This window comes from Rhizobium tibeticum (assembly GCF_900110205.1).
GTDB classification, from domain to species: Bacteria; Pseudomonadota; Alphaproteobacteria; order Rhizobiales; family Rhizobiaceae; genus Rhizobium; species Rhizobium tibeticum.
Genome location: NZ_FOCV01000016.1, coordinates 56351 through 75002 on the forward strand (window position 1 = coordinate 56351; position 18652 = coordinate 75002).

Annotated in this window: 16 protein-coding genes and 2 pseudogenes; 10 read left to right on the top strand and 8 right to left on the bottom strand. The window is 61.2% G+C overall.

Going from position 1 to position 18652, the window contains the following annotated elements:
• Positions 1 to 44 precede the first annotated feature (44 nt).
• Positions 45 to 583: pseudogene (locus BSG20_RS18325) on the top strand (SOS response-associated peptidase family protein); the annotation flags it as partial.
• A gap of 47 nt (positions 584 to 630) precedes the next feature.
• On the opposite strand, the gene BSG20_RS18330 reads toward BSG20_RS18325, so the two are convergent.
• The 4 genes from BSG20_RS18330 to BSG20_RS18350 form a co-directional block, all read right to left on the bottom strand.
• Positions 631 to 1842 carry an ArsB/NhaD family transporter gene (locus BSG20_RS18330; protein WP_083539948.1) on the bottom strand — a complete coding sequence of 404 codons (1212 nt, stop codon included), beginning with the start codon at positions 1840 to 1842 and terminating at the stop codon, positions 631 to 633.
• Positions 1843 to 1871: 29 nt separating this feature from the next.
• Positions 1872 to 2324, bottom strand: a complete 453-nt coding sequence (locus BSG20_RS18335; protein WP_072377632.1) for a hypothetical protein — start codon at positions 2322 to 2324, stop codon at positions 1872 to 1874.
• Between the two features lie 327 nt (positions 2325 to 2651).
• The gene (hutC, locus tag BSG20_RS18345; RefSeq protein ID WP_072377636.1) at positions 2652 to 3374 is read right to left on the bottom strand and encodes a histidine utilization repressor; all 723 of its coding nucleotides are present in this window, start codon (positions 3372 to 3374) and stop codon (positions 2652 to 2654) included.
• 57 nt (positions 3375 to 3431) lie between these two features.
• Entirely contained in the window at positions 3432 to 4793 is a 1362-nt protein-coding gene (locus BSG20_RS18350; protein ID WP_072377638.1) for a formimidoylglutamate deiminase, read from the bottom strand.
• 121 nt (positions 4794 to 4914) lie between these two features.
• Between BSG20_RS18350 and hutI the strand changes: the two genes are divergently transcribed.
• The 4 genes from hutI to hutU are packed head-to-tail and all read left to right on the top strand — an operon-like array spanning position 4915 to position 10213.
• Positions 4915 to 6177: an imidazolonepropionase gene (gene hutI / locus BSG20_RS18355; RefSeq protein WP_072377640.1), complete on the top strand. Its 1263-nt coding sequence runs from the start codon at positions 4915 to 4917 to the stop codon at positions 6175 to 6177.
• Positions 6174 to 7709, top strand: coding sequence for a histidine ammonia-lyase (gene hutH / locus BSG20_RS18360; RefSeq protein WP_072377642.1), 1536 nt, complete (start codon positions 6174 to 6176; stop codon positions 7707 to 7709). The genes hutI and hutH overlap by 4 nt, the downstream gene beginning before the upstream one ends.
• Before the next feature lies 1 nt (position 7710).
• Complete coding sequence (hutG, locus tag BSG20_RS18365) at positions 7711 to 8511, top strand: N-formylglutamate deformylase (protein WP_072377644.1); 801 nt, start codon at positions 7711 to 7713, stop codon at positions 8509 to 8511.
• A 25-nt stretch (positions 8512 to 8536) separates the two neighbouring features.
• Positions 8537 to 10213 (top strand): urocanate hydratase, encoded by a 1677-nt coding sequence (hutU, locus tag BSG20_RS18370; protein WP_072377646.1) that lies wholly within the window; start codon positions 8537 to 8539, stop codon positions 10211 to 10213.
• A gap of 365 nt (positions 10214 to 10578) precedes the next feature.
• On the opposite strand, the pseudogene BSG20_RS37550 reads toward hutU, so the two are convergent.
• A pseudogene (locus BSG20_RS37550) lies at positions 10579 to 10743 on the bottom strand (type II toxin-antitoxin system Phd/YefM family antitoxin); the annotation flags it as partial.
• Between the two features lie 101 nt (positions 10744 to 10844).
• Here BSG20_RS37550 and BSG20_RS18380 point away from each other — a divergent pair.
• The 5 genes from BSG20_RS18380 to BSG20_RS18400 all read left to right on the top strand — a co-directional run bounded on the left by BSG20_RS18380 (position 10845) and on the right by BSG20_RS18400 (position 15756).
• Positions 10845 to 11429: a HutD/Ves family protein gene (locus BSG20_RS18380; RefSeq protein ID WP_072377649.1), complete on the top strand. Its 585-nt coding sequence runs from the start codon at positions 10845 to 10847 to the stop codon at positions 11427 to 11429.
• A gap of 183 nt (positions 11430 to 11612) precedes the next feature.
• Complete coding sequence (gene tauA, locus BSG20_RS18385) at positions 11613 to 12626, top strand: taurine ABC transporter substrate-binding protein (protein ID WP_072377651.1); 1014 nt, start codon at positions 11613 to 11615, stop codon at positions 12624 to 12626.
• 75 nt (positions 12627 to 12701) lie between these two features.
• Positions 12702 to 13493, top strand: a complete 792-nt coding sequence (locus BSG20_RS18390) for a taurine ABC transporter ATP-binding protein (RefSeq protein WP_072377653.1) — start codon at positions 12702 to 12704, stop codon at positions 13491 to 13493.
• Positions 13490 to 14344, top strand: a complete 855-nt coding sequence (locus BSG20_RS18395) for an ABC transporter permease subunit (protein WP_072377655.1) — start codon at positions 13490 to 13492, stop codon at positions 14342 to 14344. The genes BSG20_RS18390 and BSG20_RS18395 overlap by 4 nt, the downstream gene beginning before the upstream one ends.
• A 65-nt stretch (positions 14345 to 14409) precedes the next feature.
• The gene (locus BSG20_RS18400) at positions 14410 to 15756 is read left to right on the top strand and encodes an LLM class flavin-dependent oxidoreductase (RefSeq protein WP_072377657.1); all 1347 of its coding nucleotides are present in this window, start codon (positions 14410 to 14412) and stop codon (positions 15754 to 15756) included.
• On the opposite strand, the gene BSG20_RS18405 is transcribed toward BSG20_RS18400, so the two are convergent.
• The 3 genes from BSG20_RS18405 to BSG20_RS18415 all read right to left on the bottom strand — a co-directional run bounded on the left by BSG20_RS18405 (position 15757) and on the right by BSG20_RS18415 (position 18404).
• The gene (locus BSG20_RS18405) at positions 15757 to 16410 is read right to left on the bottom strand and encodes a methionine ABC transporter permease (RefSeq protein ID WP_072377659.1); all 654 of its coding nucleotides are present in this window, start codon (positions 16408 to 16410) and stop codon (positions 15757 to 15759) included. It lies immediately after the preceding gene.
• On the bottom strand, positions 16391 to 17476 hold the full coding sequence (locus BSG20_RS18410) for a methionine ABC transporter ATP-binding protein (RefSeq protein ID WP_072377661.1): 1086 nt from the start codon (positions 17474 to 17476) through the stop codon (positions 16391 to 16393). Before BSG20_RS18410 ends, BSG20_RS18405 begins: the two co-directional genes overlap by 20 nt.
• Before the next feature lie 91 nt (positions 17477 to 17567).
• Positions 17568 to 18404, bottom strand: coding sequence for a MetQ/NlpA family ABC transporter substrate-binding protein (locus BSG20_RS18415; RefSeq protein WP_072377663.1), 837 nt, complete (start codon positions 18402 to 18404; stop codon positions 17568 to 17570).
• Between the last annotated feature and the right edge of the window lie 248 nt (positions 18405 to 18652).

Genomic DNA, 18652 nt, shown 5'->3' on the forward strand with positions numbered 1-18652 from the left:
TTATTACGAATAAGAGCGCAAGGCAAGCGGAAGGCTAGATCCACATGTGTAGTCTGAACCGCATGGATGACCGCGACTGGATCAGCAAGTGGGCTCAAGATATCGAAAGCTTGGTCAACCTGATGCCCGAATACCAGGTCCATCCCGACCAATCGGCACCCGTGTCAGGAACACGGCCGACGGCAAGCGGCACCTAGCGAATTGCCGGTAGGGCCTTCCCTTTCCGCTCTACGTGCAGAAGAAGGAGGCGGAAGCGCGGGCGGAGAAACTCCGGAAAAAGGGCTTCCCGTCGACATGGACCAACTCCTCCGGATGGAGCCAGACTACGGCACCAACGTCAGAAACCTCGCCCTGCCTCATTGGAAGAGCTGGTTCGGCGTCGAGCACAGATGTCTCGTGCCGGTGACATCGTTTGCTGAGCCTGATCCAGCTAGCAAGGAAGAAGGCGGCAAGACGCCGAAGCTGGTTCTCTGCGAATCCGGAGAAGCCGCTGATGTTCTTTGAAGGACTTTGGGTGCCGCAGTGGAAGAGCGTCCGAAAGGTGAAGGATGGCCCGACGACGGACGGCCTCTTTGCCTTCCTGATTCCTTGCAGGATGATTTTGCGCAAGTCTTGTTGTTGTCATATCAGCTACCGAAGCACGAACCAGAGCGCGAATACCGAAGATACAAGCGTCAGCGGGACGCAGACGAGGCCGAACGCCAGGAAGTAGCGCCAGGTCACGTCGACCCCCTCCTTCTTGCATCGATCCCACCAGAGAAGGGTTGCCAGCGAACCGTGCATCAATATCCCCGGTCCCGCATTCACGCCGATAAGGACGCCGAACAGCTGGTCGCTGGCTTCCGCGGGCAACGCGGTTTCAAGCAGCAAATACGCAGGCAGGTTGTTGAAGACGTTTGCTACCAACGCGGACACTCCGGCCGTGCGGAGCAGCCCCACCAGATCGTCGGACGAGCCGAGGGCGGAAGCCACAAGGCTTTCCGCGCCGACCTTGCTCAGGCCCGCCATCGCGATGAACAGCGAAACCGTGAGGACGATCAATCTCCACGGCAGCAGATGCCAACCGAGCGCGGATCGATCCCTGACCGCGAAAACTACGAACAGCACCGTCAGGGCGATGACGGCGATCCCCTCGACGGGAATTCCCGCCACGATGGCCGGCAGCATCGCCAGAATCACCGCGCCGCATATCCGAACTAGAATCGGATCACGGGGCGCACCCTTGAGCGGCGGGTCGTACGGCCGCAGGAGGGTCTTCCTATAGCCGATAGCTAGCAGCGCAACCGGCACCAGCGCCGCGATAAGGCCGGGCAGCCACATGACGCTGAGATATTCCAGCGGAGTTGCCTGAAGCCGGTGCATGGCAAGGAGGTTGGTGAGGTTGGAGACCGGCAGAATCAACGAGCCCGCGTTGGCGAGCCAGATCGCCGCCATCGCGAACGGCAACGGCGATACCCGGATATTCTTCGCCATGCGGATGACGACAGGCGTCAACAGTACCGCGGTGGTATCCAGGCTCATCACCGTCGTTGTGAACAGGCCCAAAGCACTGACGCCGAAGAACAGAACCGCGATGCGCCCGCCCGAATGCCTTGCGAGATAGCGGCCGACTGCATCGAAAAGTCCCGCGGCGCTGCACAGATCGGCGACGATTGTAACGGCGACCAGGAACACGAGGATGTGGCTGGTCCTCGATATGATCGAAGCGACACTGTCTGTTCCGAGCACCGGCACCTGTCTGGAGGCGACTGCAACCGCCGCCGCCAGAGCGACGTAGAACCACAATGGCCAGTTCGGAAACGCGCTAAGCCGAGCTGCGATGTACGATTTTGTTTGTGCCATGGCGGTGCGTGGTTCCTGGTGTTCGGCCGTCAATTCGGCAGCTTGCAGCCCGTGCTCGTCTGCTCGCCCGCCCTATGGCAGGCGGTCAGGTGCGGCGTCAAGTCCGTGTTGACGTACGGCGCTGGACGCGCTTCCTGCAACAGCAATGTCGAGAGGATCGAGGCATTCAAAAACTGCCAATTGCGGCGGCTGCCATCCGACAAGCCAGTAAAATTTCTGGCGTCTTCAGGACTTCTGCCAGGTTTGCTCGGGTGGAGCATTTCGTGGATGACCTCGTCGGCCGAAGCAATGACACCAACATTTTCCAAGCCACGGAGAAGGCCCAAGGCCGAAATGAGGTGGAGATTGGGTGGCCTGTTCAAACCCCTCAAATCTGCATCCTCGAATAAGATTGCGACCGGTTCGTTCGCATTGAGATAGCGTTCTAGGTCGCTGTCGGAACTGCTGAAGTCGACGACCATTGCAAGCTCAACGGTCTTCATTTACCGCGGGAACCTCGCGTATAACATGTTGGCCGCGGACGATCTTGTGGGGCCGTCCCGCAATCATGAGTGCAACTCCAACAGCACCAACTTTCTCTTCAATCTCTACCCGAATTTCGCAAGCCAATAAGCCCCGCATAACAAGCAGTTGCGACTGGGTCATTTTCGGCTGCATTTTCGGACTCTAAAGGATTGCTTTCCTACCTCTAAGGCATTGAAATTGTTGACTCACGTAGTCATTTTGGTTGAATTTCTACACCCAGATCGGCGGCAGGATGTGGGAGCGAACCCGATTTGTGAATTGGGCGCCGGATAAGCCAAGGTCCGCTATTGCGACGCAGGGGTGAAGCGCGCCACCAGCGCATGCCGGTCGCCGGGATAGGTGAAGCGCACATGCGTGACCGGCCCGACATTGCTCCACGTGCGGCGCTCGACGACCAGGCAGGCGGTGTTGCGCGGGATGTCGAGGGCGGTAGCCTCGTCCGAACCGGCCGAGACGGCGTGGATGCGGTGCTCGGCGCTGCTCCAGGGGATCTGATTGATCAGCCACGCGCCTGGCGCCGTTTCAGAAAAATTGGCGTCGGCCGCCTCGGGTACGGTGGAAAGGCTGATCAGCCGTTCCTCCAGGCAGAACGGTCGTCCGCCTGCCTGATGGATGCAGGCCACATCGACAACTGAAGATCCTGGCACAACGTCGAGGCGTCTGATGTCGTCGGGCTTCGCCTTGCGTTGCTCGCGCCTCGACACGGCGAAGGAATAGGCAAGATTGAGTGACTGTACCTCAGCCCTGATGTCGTGGATCTCAAGAACGGCCGATTGGGCCTGCGGCTGCGTGACGAAGCTGCCGGACTTCTTGCGGCGCTCGATGAGGCCCGCCCTGGCGAGCTGGCTCAGCGCCTTGTTCACGGTCATGCGCGAACAGTCGTATTTCTTTGTGAGATCCACTTCGAATGGGATGCGATGACCCGGCGGCCACTCGCCCGAGACGATGCGGCCTTCGATGTCGCTCACGATCCGCTGGTGCAAGGTTGTGTCCTTGCTTTGGTTCATCGTCACGCTCCGGTTAATTCCTCCCGCTCTAATGTGAATGTCGCGGCCTGGAAAGCCCTATGCCGTCAGAAGCTCGCCCATCGCCTTCAGGAACCGGCGGTTGATCGCATCGCGCGCCACGTGGCGGCCGCCTTCCACTTGCTTGTGGCCGAGCGCCCAGACATTGTCGACGACAACTCCACCGGCAAACATCCAGTGATCGAGCATCTGGTCGCCCGAAAGGTAGGGCACGGCTGTCGTGTCGAGCGAGATGAGATCGGCGTGATGTCCGACCGCGATGCCGGCCGGCGCCTTCAGCGCAGCGCCGCCACCGGTGATCGCATGTTCAAAAAGGCTGCGCGCGGTCGAACCGCCTGATGCGGCAACGACATTGCGGGCCCTTAGCGCCAGACGCTCGGAGTATTCGAGCTGGCGCAGTTCGCCTGGAAGCGAGATTTGCACGTTGGAATCTGAGCCGACGCCGAAACGGCCGCCTTCTTCGATGAAGAGTGGCGCCTGGAAGGTGCCGTCGCCGAGGTTGGCCTCGGTGATCGGGCAAAGGCCGGCGATTGCCCCACTGCGCGCCATGCCGCGCGTTTCTGCGTCCGTCATATGGGTCGCATGGATCAAGCACCAGCGGCCATCAACGGGCGCATTGGCAAGCAACCATTCGACAGGGCGGGCGCGCGACCAGGCGATGCAATCCTCGACTTCTTTCACCTGCTCGGCGACGTGGATGTGGACCGGCCCCTCACCGGCCAGCGGCACGACGTTGGCCAGTTCCTCAGGTGTTGCGGCGCGCAGGCTGTGCGGGGCAAGGCCGAGCTCAGCACCTCGAAGCGCGCCTGTCACCTTGCGGCAGCCATCCATCAGGCTGGCAAAGCTGTCCAGCGTGTTGATGAAGCGGCGCTGGCCCTCGATCGGCGCCGCACCGCCGAATCCGGAATGGGCATAGAATACTGGAAGCAGCGTCAAACCGATGCCGCTGGTGTTTGCTGCCGCGCCGATACGCTCGGCCAGTTCGGCAATATTGGCATAGGGCGTGCCGTCCCTGTCGTGGTGCAGATAATGAAACTCGCCGACCCGGGAAAAACCGGCCTCCAGCATCTCCATGTAGAGCTGGGCGGCGACAGCCTCGACATGCTCGGGCGTCATCGACAATGCGAACTTGTACATGACGGTGCGCCAGCTCCAGAAACTGTCGTTTGCCGGGCCCCTCACCTCGGCAAGGCCAGCCATGGCGCGCTGGAAAGCGTGGCTGTGCAGGTTACCCATCGCAGGGACGAGCGTTTCATGATGCTCGTCTGCCGGCTCAAGGGCGACGCCCGTTTCGACGTTTGTGATAAGGCCGTCCGCGATCGTCAGGCGCACATCCTGTTGCCACCCCTGCGGCAAAAGCGCCGCGCTCGCATGAAGTCTCATCGCTGCCGTCTGAGCCATAACGCTTTTTCTCCTGTTTGGCGCCGCGCATCTTTCTTTTCCATGGAGACGCACAAAATTCCACTTGTCACCCGTTTATTATGTATATACATGTTTCCGTATAAGGAAAGGCGCAAAGCTGATGAATGGGAACAAATTTTCAAGCGAAGAGGCACCTGGCGACGTCCGTCCGCATCTCTGGCGGAATGCGCGCCTTGCAACGCTCGATCCCCAGAAGCACGGTCTCGGCATCGTCGACAAAGGGGCAATCGTCACCGAGGGTGGCCGCATAAGCTTCGTCGGCCCGGAGGCCGAACTGCCGGTGTTCGCAATCGAGCGCGCAGAGATCACGGATCTCGAAGGTCGCTGGGTTACCCCGGGTCTCGTCGATTGCCACACCCACATCGTCTACGGCGGCAATCGCGCCCGCGAATTCGAAATGCGCCTTCAAGGCGCGACCTATGAAGAGATTGCGCGTGCCGGTGGCGGCATCGTCTCCTCCGTCAAGGCGACAAATGCGCTTTCGGTCGAAGGCCTTGTCGAAGCGGCCCTTCCCCGCCTGGATACCCTTATTTGCGAAGGCGTGACGACGATCGAGGTCAAGTCGGGCTACGGTCTGAATGTCGACGGCGAATTGAAGATGCTGCGCGCTGCCCGCCAACTCGAGCGCGTCCGCCCGGTTCGCGTCGTCACCTCCTATCTCGGCGCCCATGCAACGCCCGTCGAATACAAGGGCCGCAACGGTGACTACATCACCGACGTCGTCATTCCGGGGCTCGAATACGCCCACGCCGAGGGCCTGGTCGATGCCGTCGATGGGTTCTGTGAGGGAATTGCCTTTTCGACCGCCGAGATCGCCCGGGTCTTCGACAAGGCCGAAGCCCTCGGTCTGCCAGTCAAGCTGCATGCCGAGCAGTTGTCCAATCTCGGCGGCGCGAAACTTGCGGCCTCCTACGATGCGCTCTCTGCCGATCATCTCGAATATCTGGATGCGGAAGGTGCCGCAGCCATGGCCGCGGCCGGTACGGTCGCCGTTTTGTTGCCGGGCGCCTTCTACGCCATCAATGAAAAGCAGAAGCCGCCCGTCCAGGCACTGCGCGAGGCCGGCACTTGGATCGCCATTGCGACCGATTGCAATCCCGGCACCTCGCCGCTGACCTCGCTGCTTCTGACGATGAACATGTCAGCGACCCTCTTCGGCCTCACTGTCGAAGAATGCATTGCCGGTGCAACGCGTGAAGGTGCGCGCGCCCTTGCTCTGTTGGACGAGACCGGAACACTTGAGAACGGCAAGTCCGCCGATTTCGCGATCTGGGACGTCGAGAGCCTGGCTGAACTCGTCTACCGCATCGGCTTCAACCCGCTTCATGCACATGTCTTCAAGGGCGAAAGGATCGACCGTTGACCATTACCCTTCATCCCGGCTCTGTATCGCTCAAGGATCTGGAGACGATCTACTGGACCGGTACGCCGGCGAGGCTCGATGCATCCTTCGATGCCGGCATCGCCAAGGCGGCTGCCCGCATCGCTGAGATCGCGGCTGGCAATGCTCCGGTGTACGGCATCAATACCGGCTTCGGAAAACTCGCCTCGATCAAGATCGACGCGGCCGACGTCGCGACCCTGCAGCGCAATCTGATCCTTTCGCACTGCTGCGGCGTCGGCGCGCCGCTTCCCGAAAATGTTGTTCGCCTGATCATGGCCCTGAAGCTGGTTTCGCTCGGCCGCGGCGCGTCGGGCGTGCGGCTGGAACTGGTGCGGCTGATTGAAGGCATGCTGGAAAAAGGCGTGATCCCGGTTATCCCGGAAAAGGGCTCCGTCGGCGCCTCGGGCGACCTCGCGCCACTTGCCCATATGGCCGCCGTGATGATGGGCGAAGCCGAAGCCTTCTTCGCCGGCGAGCGCCTGTCCGGCGCGGCCGCCCTTGCGAAAGCCGGTTTGAAGCCGATCGTGCTCGCCGCCAAGGAGGGCCTGGCGCTCATCAACGGCACGCAAACCTCGACGGCGCTGGCACTTGCCGGCCTCTTCCGGGCACACCGGGCCGCACAGGCGGCATTGATCACCGGTGCCATGTCGACGGATGCGGCCATGGGCTCGTCCGCGCCCTTCCATCCCGATATTCACACACTGCGTGGCCACAGGGGTCAGATAGATACGGCAACGGCGCTTCGCGCGCTGCTCGAAAGCTCGATTATCCGCCAGAGCCATATCGAAGGCGACGAGCGCGTCCAGGATCCTTATTGCATTCGTTGTCAGCCGCAGGTCGATGGCGCCTGCCTGGACATCCTGCGTTCGGTCGCGCGCACGCTGGAGATCGAGGCGAACGCCGTTACCGACAACCCGCTGGTGCTGTCGGACAACTCCGTTGTCTCGGGCGGCAACTTCCATGCCGAGCCGGTTGCCTTCGCAGCCGACCAGATCGCACTTGCCGTCTGTGAAATCGGTGCGATTGCCCAGCGGCGCATTGCCCTGCTGGTCGATCCCGCACTCTCCTACGGACTGCCGGCCTTCCTGGCAAAGAAGCCCGGTCTCAACTCCGGCCTGATGATCGCGGAGGTCACGTCCGCGGCGCTGATGTCGGAAAACAAGCAGATGTCACATCCGGCTTCCGTCGATTCGACACCAACATCGGCCAACCAGGAAGATCACGTCTCCATGGCCTGCCACGGCGCCCGGCGGCTGCTGCAGATGACCGACAATCTCTTCAGCATTATCGGCATCGAAGCACTGACGGCGGCCCAGGGTGTGGAATTCCGCGCACCGCTCACAACAAGCCCCGAGCTGCAAAAGGCGATTGCCACCATTCGCGATGCGGTGCCGACGCTTGAGGTCGACCGCTACATGGCAAACGACCTCAAGGCGGCAGGCGACCTCGTTGCCACGGGCGCGCTGAATGCATCCGTCGCACGCGGCATCTTGCCGGTTCTGGAGGGCTGACATGGCTGTTTTCGACGTCAAGCAGGGCACATCGCCCATTATCCTCGGCTTACCCCACACCGGCACCGAGGTTTCGACCGACATCTGGGAGCGCCTGAACGATAATGGCAAGATGCTTGCCGATACCGACTGGCATATCCATCACCTCTATGACGGCCTGCTTTCCGATCCAACGACGGTGCGCGCGACGTTCCACCGCTACGTCATCGATGCGAACCGCGATCCGGCAGGCGTCAGCCTCTATCCCGGCCAGAACACCACCGGTCTTATTCCGGAAACGGATTTCGACGGAAAGGCGATCTGGAAGGATGGGCAGGCGCCCGGGGTGGACGACATCCCAGCGCGGCTGCGGGACTTTCACGCGCCATATCACGAAGCGCTTGCAGCCGAGATCGAGCGTGTAAGAGCAATCCACGGCGTGGCGATCCTCTACGACTGCCACTCGATCCGCTCCCACATTCCTTTCCTCTTCGAAGGCAAGTTGCCGGATTTCAATATCGGCACGGACATGGGCAAGACCTGCGACAGCGCTATCGAGCAGGCGACACTCACCGTCGTCGAAGCCGCCGAGGGCTACGACAGTGTGCTCAACGGTCGCTTCAAGGGCGGGTGGACGACGCGCCACTATGGTCGTCCGGAAACGGGTGTGCACGCCATCCAGATGGAGCTTGCGCAATCGACGCATCTTCAAGCCGAGGCGCCGCCTTTTGCCTACGACGCCGCCAAGGCAGAGCGCCTTCGCGTCCATCTCAAAGACATTCTGGTGCGCATCGAGCAGATCGCGCCGGGCCTGAAACGATAACGATCACTCGACAGGGGGAACCCGCATGACCGCAAACCCACGCCACAACATTCGCGAGATCCGCGCGCCGCGCGGCAACGAGCTCAATGCCAAGAGCTGGATGACGGAAGCGCCGTTGCGTATGCTGATGAACAACCTCGACCCGGACGTCGCCGAGAACCCGAACGAGCTCGTGGTCTATGGCGGCATAGGTCGTGCGGCCCGTACCTGGGACGATTTCGACCGCATTGCCGCGACGCTCAAAACGCTGAACGAGGATGAGACGCTGCTCGTGCAGTCCGGCAAGCCGGTCGGCGTGTTCCGCACACACAAGGATGCGCCGCGCGTCCTGATCGCCAACTCGAACCTCGTGCCGCACTGGGCGACGTGGGATCACTTCAATGAGCTGGATAAGAAGGGCCTTGCCATGTATGGCCAGATGACGGCTGGCTCGTGGATCTATATCGGCACGCAGGGCATCGTCCAGGGCACCTACGAGACCTTCGTCGAGGCCGGACGCCAGCACTACGGCGGCAACCTCAAGGGCAAGTGGGTGCTGACCGGCGGGCTCGGCGGCATGGGCGGCGCCCAGCCGCTGGCCGCCGTCATGGCCGGCGCGTCGTGCCTTGCCGTCGAGTGCAACCCCGACTCGATCGATTTCCGCCTGCGCACCCGTTACGTCGACGAAAAGGCCGAGACGCTGGACGAGGCAATGGAGATGATCGCCCGCTGGACCAAGAACGGCGAGGCGAAGTCGGTCGGCCTGCTCGGCAACACCGCCGAAATCCTACCCGAGATGGTCCGCCGCGGCATCCGCCCCGACATGGTCACCGACCAGACCTCCGCGCACGACCCGGTCAACGGCTACCTGCCGAAGGGCTGGACGATGGGTGAGTGGAAGGACAAGCGCGTTTCCGATCCGAAGGCGGTCGAGAAGGCCGCCCGCGCCTCGATGCGCGAGCATGTCGAGGCCATGATCGCCTTCCAGGACATGGGCATCCCGACCTTCGACTACGGCAACAACATCCGCCAGGTGGCCAAGGATGAAGGCCTCGAAAACGCCTTCGCTTTCCCGGGCTTCGTACCGGCCTATATCCGCCCGCTCTTCTGCCGCGGCATCGGCCCCTTCCGCTGGGCGGCCCTGTCGGGCGATCCGGAGGATATTTACAAGACCGACGCCAAGGTGAAAGAACTGCTGCCCGACAACAAGCACCTGCACAATTGGCTGGATATGGCGCGCGAGCGCATCTCCTTCCAGGGCCTGCCGGCGCGCATTTGCTGGGTCGGTCTCGGCGATCGTCATCGCCTCGGGCTTGCCTTCAACGAGATGGTGAAGAACGGCGAGCTGAAAGCCCCGGTCGTCATCGGTCGCGACCACCTCGACTCCGGCTCGGTCGCCTCGCCGAACCGCGAAACCGAAGCGATGAAGGACGGCTCAGATGCCGTCTCCGACTGGCCGCTGCTCAATGCTCTGCTCAACACGGCATCGGGTGCCACCTGGGTGTCGCTCCATCACGGCGGCGGCGTCGGCATGGGCTTCTCCCAGCATTCCGGCATGGTCATCTGTGCCGATGGCACGGACGACGCCGCAAGGCGCCTTGAGCGCGTGCTCTGGAACGACCCGGCGACCGGCGTCATGCGCCACGCCGATGCCGGCTATGAGATTGCCCTCGATTGTGCCAAGCAACAGGGCCTGCGCCTGCCAGCGATCCTCGGGAATTGATCTCTTGGACCGGGCCTCAACACTCCATGAGGCCCGGATACTGCAGCACAGCCTTATCGACCGTAACCAGAGGAATGCCTTCGATCTTTGACTGGCAAGCAGGATCCGGTCGAAGGGATCCTTGTGAATGGCGGGAGTGCTGCGATAGCGAGCGCGGGCTCGCCGCTGACGGGCATCTCTTCGTAGCCGTTTTGAGGGAGACGTTCGCTCAGTATCGAAGGATCGGCGCGAAAATCTGGCGAGCCTGCGCATGCTTGATGGCGGTTTCCCAGATGCTGGCGGGGCTAAAAAAGGGCTCGTCTGCTCGCCCTCGGTCAGTGCTCTCACATGATCGGGCAGCCGCTCGCTGTTGCCGGCTGCCCAGATCAGAATGGACGTATCAAGGAGCAGGTTCGCCGTGTGTCGAAATCGTCTGGAACTGCGATCATACCCTTCATGAAGCCGATCCGCCGCTTCTTCGGGGCATCGGTCTCCTGGAGGGGAACAACTTTCACCAGGGGCTTTCCAGCCTTAGCTATGATGAAGGCCTGCGTCTCGCTTCATGAATGTTTACGGTCGGCATGGCTGCCTCGATAGACTTAGTCCACTAAACTTAGTTCACTATGTCCTCTTTTGCATTGATGGAACCAAAATGACCCGTGCCACTGTCCTCAAAGCCAGTACTTATCGTCGCATGCCATGGAAAAACGGTGGCGGTGAGACGATCGAAATTGCCGTCTCGCCCGCGGGCGCGGCACTGTCTGATTTCGACTGGCGCATCAGTATGGCGACAGTAGCGACGGATGGCCCGTTCTCGATCTTTCCCGGTATCGACCGCACGCTTTCGATCCTGGAAGGCAACGGTATGTCGCTTTCAATCGATGGCGGCGCGCCGGTGCTGCTGACGCGGGACAGCGATCCCCTCGCCTTTCCCGCGGATGTCTCGGTTTCGGCAACGCTTGCCGACGGAACCATTACGGACCTGAATGTCATGAGCCGTCGCGCCAGCCTGCGGCATAGGGTCGATCGGATCGATGTCGATACCACGTCCACGCTGAAAGTGCATGCAACGACGTGGCTTGCCTTGTGCGATCGCGGCGACGTCATCCTCGAATGCGGTCGCAATCGCGCCGTCCTTGGGCTGGGCGATGCATTTTTGCTGGAGGGTGGCGAAGGTGCAGATGTTGTTTTGAGCGGCCGGGCGCTTTGTTACCTCATTGCGATCGAAAGCACCTGAACCTCGCAGCCGGCGATCTGTCGCCAGAGCGTGCGTTCTGGAAATCATGTCCAAAACAATATTATCACTATAGTCTATAAAATAGATGGTTTTACCTATCTGAGAACGAATGTCCGCCCTAGTGTTTTCCTGTCGAAACACATTCAAGCGCTGCAGCGAAGCTCAGTCGCAAGGGGGCAAAACATGAATATCAGGACACTATTGGCGGCGATTACACTCGGTTCCGCCAGCCTGCTGGCACCTTTTGTTGCCCAGGCAGGCGACAAGAAGGTAGTTGTTGCTTATCAGACCGATGCACTGCCGTCGTCTGTCGCGATCGCTAATGGCGAATTTGCCAAGGCAACCGGCTATGACATCGATTTCCGCAAGTTCAACTCCGGGGCCGAGATCTTCGCGGCCATAGCGTCGGGCGATGTGCAGGTCGGCTATGTCGGCTCGAGTCCCCTTGCAGCGGCGACGTCGCGCGGATTGGAGGTCAAGGCCTTCTACCTCTCTTCGATCTCCGGCATCGACGAGGCGCTCGTCGTTCGAAACGGCTCCGGCATTGCGGCTCTATCTGACCTAAAGGGCAAGAAGCTTGCGGCTGCACCCGTTTCCACGGACCACTACCAGCTACTGGCACTGATCAAGTCGCTGGGGCTGACGGAAAAGGACGTTCAGGTCTTTGCAATTCCGCAGCCAGAGATCGTTGCCAGCTACAATCGCGGTGACATCGATGGCGGCTTTGTCTGGGATCCGGCGCTGACCGAGCTCAAGAAGAACGGCAAGGTGCTCGTCACCTCCAAGGATGTGGCAGACAAAGGCGCTCCGACCTTCTCCGCCTGGGTCGCGGCATCGAAGTTTGCCGACGAAAACCCGGCGTTCTTAAAGAGCTTCGCCGGCGTCATCAACAAGTACTATGCCTCCTTTGCAGCAGACAAGAAGGCTTGGGTCGCCGACAGCGACAATGCCAAGCTCCTTGCCAATGCACTCGGCGGAACGTCTGAGCAGCAGGCTGCCGCGCTCAAGAACCTCACCCTGCTGACGCCTGAGGTCCAGGCTTCCGAAGCCTGGCTCGGCGGTGGCGAAAAGTCCGGCGCAGCCAAGATCCTCAAGGAAACGGCCGCCTTCCTGAAGGACCAGGGCAAGGTGAGCGAGGTGCTGCCAAGCTACGCGGCCTTTGTGACGCCGGATGCGCTGGTCAACGCAAGTAACTGAAACACCACGACAATCATCCCATCCGCTGACGCTGGCGCGATAACGCGCCAGCGTCGCAAGACGAAGAGACGTCACATGCTAAAAGTCGATCACGCAAGCGTCTATTTCAGGACTCGTGAAGGCCAAACGGTCCAGGCCCTCGATCGCGTTTCTCTCGATATTCCCGACAGCGGCTTCGTCGTGGCACTCGGTGCCTCGGGTTGCGGCAAGTCGACGTTGCTCAACGCGATTGCGGGTTTCCTGCCGCTGTCAGCAGGCACGATCACGCTGGACGGGCGACCGGTTCGCGGTCCCGGCGCCGATCGCGGTGTTGTATTCCAAAAGGACACACTGCTGCCTTGGAAGACGGTTGTCGACAATGTCGCGCTTGGACCGCAGTTTGCCGGAGCTCCAAAAGCGGTGCGGCGCGCCCGCGCCGAGGAGATTCTCTCCCTCGTCGGTCTCAAAGACTTTGCGAGGGCCTTTCCCTACGAATTGTCTGGCGGCATGCGCCAGCGGGTCGGCATTGCCCGGGCTCTTGCAGCCGAGCCCGACGTGCTTCTGATGGACGAGCCGTTCGGGGCCCTGGACAGCTTGACGCGCGAGCAGATGCAGGAGTTGCTCGTATCGATCTGGAAGGAGACGGGCAAACGCATCTTCTTCATCACCCACTCGATAGAGGAGGCTCTCTTCCTCGGCACGCAGGTCGTGGTGATGTCGCCGCGTCCCGGCCGCATCGTCGCGCGCTTCGATCTCGATTTCGTCCGTGAGTTCGCCCGGACCGGCGACGCGCGATCGATCAAGACCGCGTCAGAGTTCGGCAGTTTACGAGAGGAAATCCGCGCCATTCTGCATGGTTCCGACGGGTTCAGGAGTGCGGCGGAATGAGTGACGCCATCGAAATGAGAAACATTGTCGCTAAGACCGAAGCCGGCCAGCCGAAGACCGTTCGCCTGCAGGGTTATGGCGTCGGGCAAAGCAATACGCTTGTCATCAGTCTCACGACAGCGGTCGTGTTGATTGCCACCTGGTGGCTGGTTGCCAAGCTGGGCGTGGTGCCGCGCCTCTTCCTGCCCACGCCCCAAGAGGTTGTCGCACAGATCGGCGCCGTCTATCGCGACGGCTATGCCGGGGCCTCGCTTAGCGAACACGTCTCGGCAAGTCTGTTCAGGATCGCGACGGCCGCAGCGATCGCCATCGTGGTTGGCATCCCGCTCGGCTTGCTCATGGGGCTCAACCGCTGGGCAAAGGGGATACTCGATACACCGATCGAATTCTATTGGCCGCTGCCGCCGCTCGCCTATCTGCCGTTGATGATCATCTGGCTCGGTATTGGCGAAACCTCGAAAGTGACGCTTCTCGTCCTTGCCATGTTCGCGCCGATCTGCCTTTCGGCCCAGGCTGGCGTGCGCTCATTGCCGATAGAGCGTGTCAATGCGGCGCGATCGCTTGGTGGAAAACCCTGGCAACTTCTCCTCAGTATCGTTTTGCCATCGGCCTTGCCCGAAATTCTAACCGGTATCCGCATCGCGCTTGGTATCGGCTGGGGCACGCTCGTCGCTGCCGAGCTGATCGCTTCCAATCGCGGCATCGGTTACATGATCATGTCCGCCTCCCAGTTTCTGGCAACGGACGTGGTCTTCGTCGGCATCGGTATCATCGCCGCCTGTGCATTTGCCTTCAGCGCCGCTGTTCGGCTCTTGGAAGCCACCCTCGTTCCGTGGAAAGGTAAGAGCTAAACGGGCGCACAAGTGCCTTCACGGCTCACGACGCGCTCGAGCTCGCCGGCATAGGGAACGATGGCATGAAGCAGATGCAGATCTACGCATTCGACATGAACTGCGTCGGCCATATCAACCACGGCATGTGGACGCATCCGCGCGATACGTCCCTTCATTACACGGACCTCGACTACTGGGTTGACCTTGCCCGTACCGCCGAGCGCGGCAAGCTGGACGGGATATTCCTCGCCGATATCGTTGGTGTCTACGATGTCTACAAGAGCAGTCCGGCGCCAGTCATCGAGGCGGGCGTGCAGATTCCGGTCAACGATCCGTTGATGCCGATCTCGGCAATGGCTTATGTCACCACGCATCTCGGCTTCGGGGTCACGGTCAACACCACTTACGAGCCGCCCTTTCTGTTGGCGCGACGGATGTCGACGCTCGATCACCTGACCAAGGGCCGGATCGGATGGAACATCGTTACCGGCTATCTTGACAGTGCCGCGCGTGCGATGGGCTTTGAAGCGTTGCCCGAGCATGATGCGCGTTACGATGCGGCCGAGGAATACCTCGAAATCCTCTACAAGCTTTGGGAGGGAAGCTGGGACGACGAGGCTGTGCTTCGCGACAAATCTCGGGCCGTCTTCGCCGACCCGTCGAAAGTGCGCGCCGTCAGGCATGAGGGTCAATACTACACGATGGAGGCAATCCACCTTGCACAGCCCTCACCGCAGCGCACGCCGGTGCTCTTTCAGGCAGGGGCCTCTGCGCGTGGACAGGATTTTGCGGCCCGCCACGCCGAATGCGTCTTCATCGCAGCGGCGACCCCACAGGCGGCACGACCGACTGTGGAGGCGCTGCGACGCAAAGCCGAGTTGGTTGGGCGCGGTGCCGATGCCTTGCGCGTTCTCGGTCTCGTCACGGTCGTCGTTGGGCGCACGCAGAAGGAGGCGCAGGACAAGCTCGAGGACTATCGCAGGCATGCGAGCGTCGAGGCGTCCTTGGCGCACTATTCCGCCTCAACGGGCGTCGACTTCTCCAGATATGGCCTCGATGATCCGATCGAGCAGAGATCCACCAATGCCAATCAATCTGCGCTCGGCGCAATTACAAGGGAGCCGGGCACACTCCGCCAGATTATCGACCAGATGGTGCTTGGCAGCCGCATTAAGCCGATTGTCGGCTCGGCCGAGCAGGTCGCGGATCGCCTGGCGGCATGGCTTTTGGATGGTGGCGTGGACGGCTTCAATCTGGCGCGCACGGTGGCACCCGAAAGCCTGCGCGACTTTGTCGACCTCGTCGTGCCGGTGCTGCAGGAGCGCGGCCTGTTTAAGGCGGACTACGCCGAGGGTCCCCTCAGGAAAAAGCTGTTTGGCGGCAGCGGCAGGCTGCCATCCTCGCACCCTGCCGCCGCGTTTCGTTATTGATTACTTGTGGTCAAGCCTGACGACCAACCGGTCGCCGAGCCACTGGATGCCACAAACCAGCACGATCAGCACGGCAACGACCGCCACCATGACGGTCGTCTCGAAGCGCTGGTAGCCATAGCGGATGGCAAGGTCACCGAGACCGCCTGCGCCGATCGCGCCGGCCATCGCGGAAGCGCCGATCAGTGTCACCAACGTCACCGTGAATCCGGCGACGATGCCGGGCAGCGCTTCCGGAACGAGCACTTCGCGAATGATTGTCCAGCGGTTGCCGCCCATGGCGCGCACGGCATCGATCAGGCCGCGGTCGACTTCGCGCAGCGACACTTCGGCGATACGCGCGTAGTAGGGTGTTGCGGCAATGGCGAGCGGCACGATGGCGGCCCACGTGCCAAGCGCGGTGCCGACGATGAGGCGCGTCAGCGGGATCAGAGCGACGAGCAAGATGATGAAGGGGACCGAACGGAAGCCGTTGATGATTGCACCGAGGATGCCGTTCACCCAGGCATTCTCGGCGATACCGCCCTTATTGGTGAGCACCAGCGCGAGACCGAGCGGCAGGCCGAAGACCAGCGAAATCAGGCCTGAGGCGCCGGTCATCAGGATCGTCTCCCACAGGGAGCGAAGCAAAAGATTAAACATGATCGGTGTCATAGCCGAGAACCTCCACGCGCGCCGAGCGAGCCTTCAGAAACTTCAGAACCTTTTCCTTCACGGCGGGATCGCGCATGGGGACGGCAATGAAGAACCGCGCCACCGGCTGGTTCTGGATATGGTCGATACCGCCGTGCACAAGCCTGAAGGATTGCGGCAGGGCCGTGGAGAGGTCGGCAAAGACCGCCCCTTGCGCGGCCGGTCCCGCCATGTCGATGCTGAGAATCGCCTCCTGGCCGGAGGTGGGAGACAGCCGGGCGGCGATGTGCTCAGGCAATTGCGGGCGGCTTCCGGAAAGCAGGCTCTGGGTGATCTGCGCCTGCGGATCGGCAAACACCGACCAGACCTGTCCTTCCTCGACAATACGACCGGCATCGATGACGGCGACGCGATCGGCAATATTGCGCACGACTTCCATCTCATGCGTGATGAGCAGGATGGTGAGGCCAAGCTTGTGGTTGATGTCCTTCAAAAGGGTCAGGATCGAACGGGTCGTCTCGGGATCGAGCGCCGATGTCGCTTCGTCCGAGAGCAGCAATGCCGGGCGCGCCGCGAGCGCTCTAGCAATGCCAACCCGTTGCTTCTGGCCACCGGACAGAGACGATGGATAGGCTTTTGCCTTGCCAGTGAGGCCGACAAGCTCCAGCAATTCATGCGCGCGCTTCAGGCGTTCGGCCTTTGCGACGCCGGCGATCTTCAGCGGCAATGCGACATTTTCTTCGACCGTCTTCGACGCCAGTAGATTGAAGTGCTGAAAGATCATTCCGACGCGGCGGCGAAGCGGCTGCAGCTCCCTTTCGTCGAGACCGACAATGCTGCGGCCCTCGATTTCGATCTCGCCACGATCGGGACGCTCCAGGCCGTTCAGGCAGCGGATCAGCGTGGATTTGCCGGCGCCGCTGCGCCCGATAATGCCGAGGATCTCGCCTTTGTGGACGGTGAGGGATATGCCGTCGAGAGCGGCAGTGGCACCGAAATGCCGATGCACGTCGACGAGGCGGACCACCTCTTCTGCCGTGGCCTGCGGCGGAGCCTCGATGGCCGAGGCCGATACGATTGAATTCATGTTCTTTCCCTTCGGAAACGTCCAAGGCGGTCCGGGCAAGGAACGCCCGGACCGCCTTGTTCAACGCGCCCAATGCAGGCGCGAATGTCGATCAGTAAGCGCTGACGCCGGTTCCCTTATACACCTTGTCGAACTCGGCCTTAACCGCGTCGTTCTGGTAGGAGGAGACGAGCGTCTTGACCCAGGCCTCATTCTCGCTGCCCTGCTTGACGGCAATGAAGTTGCGATAGGGATTGTCGGCGATCGGCTCCTGCGCAATGCGGTCGGCGGCCGACAGTCCGCTTTTCAAGGCCCAGTCGGTGTTGACGACGGCCGCGTCCAGATCCTCGATAGCGCGTCCGACGACGCCGGCGTCCAGTTCCTTGATCTCGACATTCTTCGAATTGTCCGAGATGTCGGTCACGGTGGCGAGAATACCCGTGCCGTCCTTGAGCTTGATGATGCCTTCATTCTGCAGAACGCGTAGTGCGCGGCCCTCGTTCGAGGGGTCATTCGGAACCCCGATGGTGGCCCCTTCGGCGATTTCCGAGACGGCCTTATGCTTCTTGGAATAAAGGCCGATCGGCCAGACGGCGGTATAACCGACCGGCACGATATGATAGCCGTGCTGCTCGACCTGATTGTCGAGATAGGGCTTGTGCTGGAAGGCGTTGGCGTCGATTTCGCCGCGTTCAAGCGCCTCGTTCGGTTGTGTGTAATCGTTGAAGACGACCGTCTCGATCGTCAGGCCCTCCTTGGCGGCTTGCGCGGTCACGACGCGCCAGACGTCTTCATCCTCGCCGCTCATGATGCCGACCTTGATCGACTTGTCGTCCGCAAAGGAGGCAACAGGGGCTGTGAATGCAACCAGGGCAACTGCTGAGGCGACGATAGCGGCAAGGCTTGCACGACGCGTCAGGCTTGATGTGGCGGACGTCTTCTTGTTCATTGTGGTGTTTCCCGTCTTGAATTGATGAGGACTGGCCTCGAACGGTCAGATAATTTCAAAACTGCCGATGGTAAACCAAGCAAGCCGATCTCTATTGCGCTGCAGCACGGAAAAACTCTTCGGCGCCTGAACGCAATGACGGGATAAAAATTCTACTGATTTTGTAGAATATTGTCGTTGCCGGCCTGCTTGCCTGACCCTAAACTAAACCATCCGAGCGCGAAGACCAACCTGCGCTCGCAAGCAAG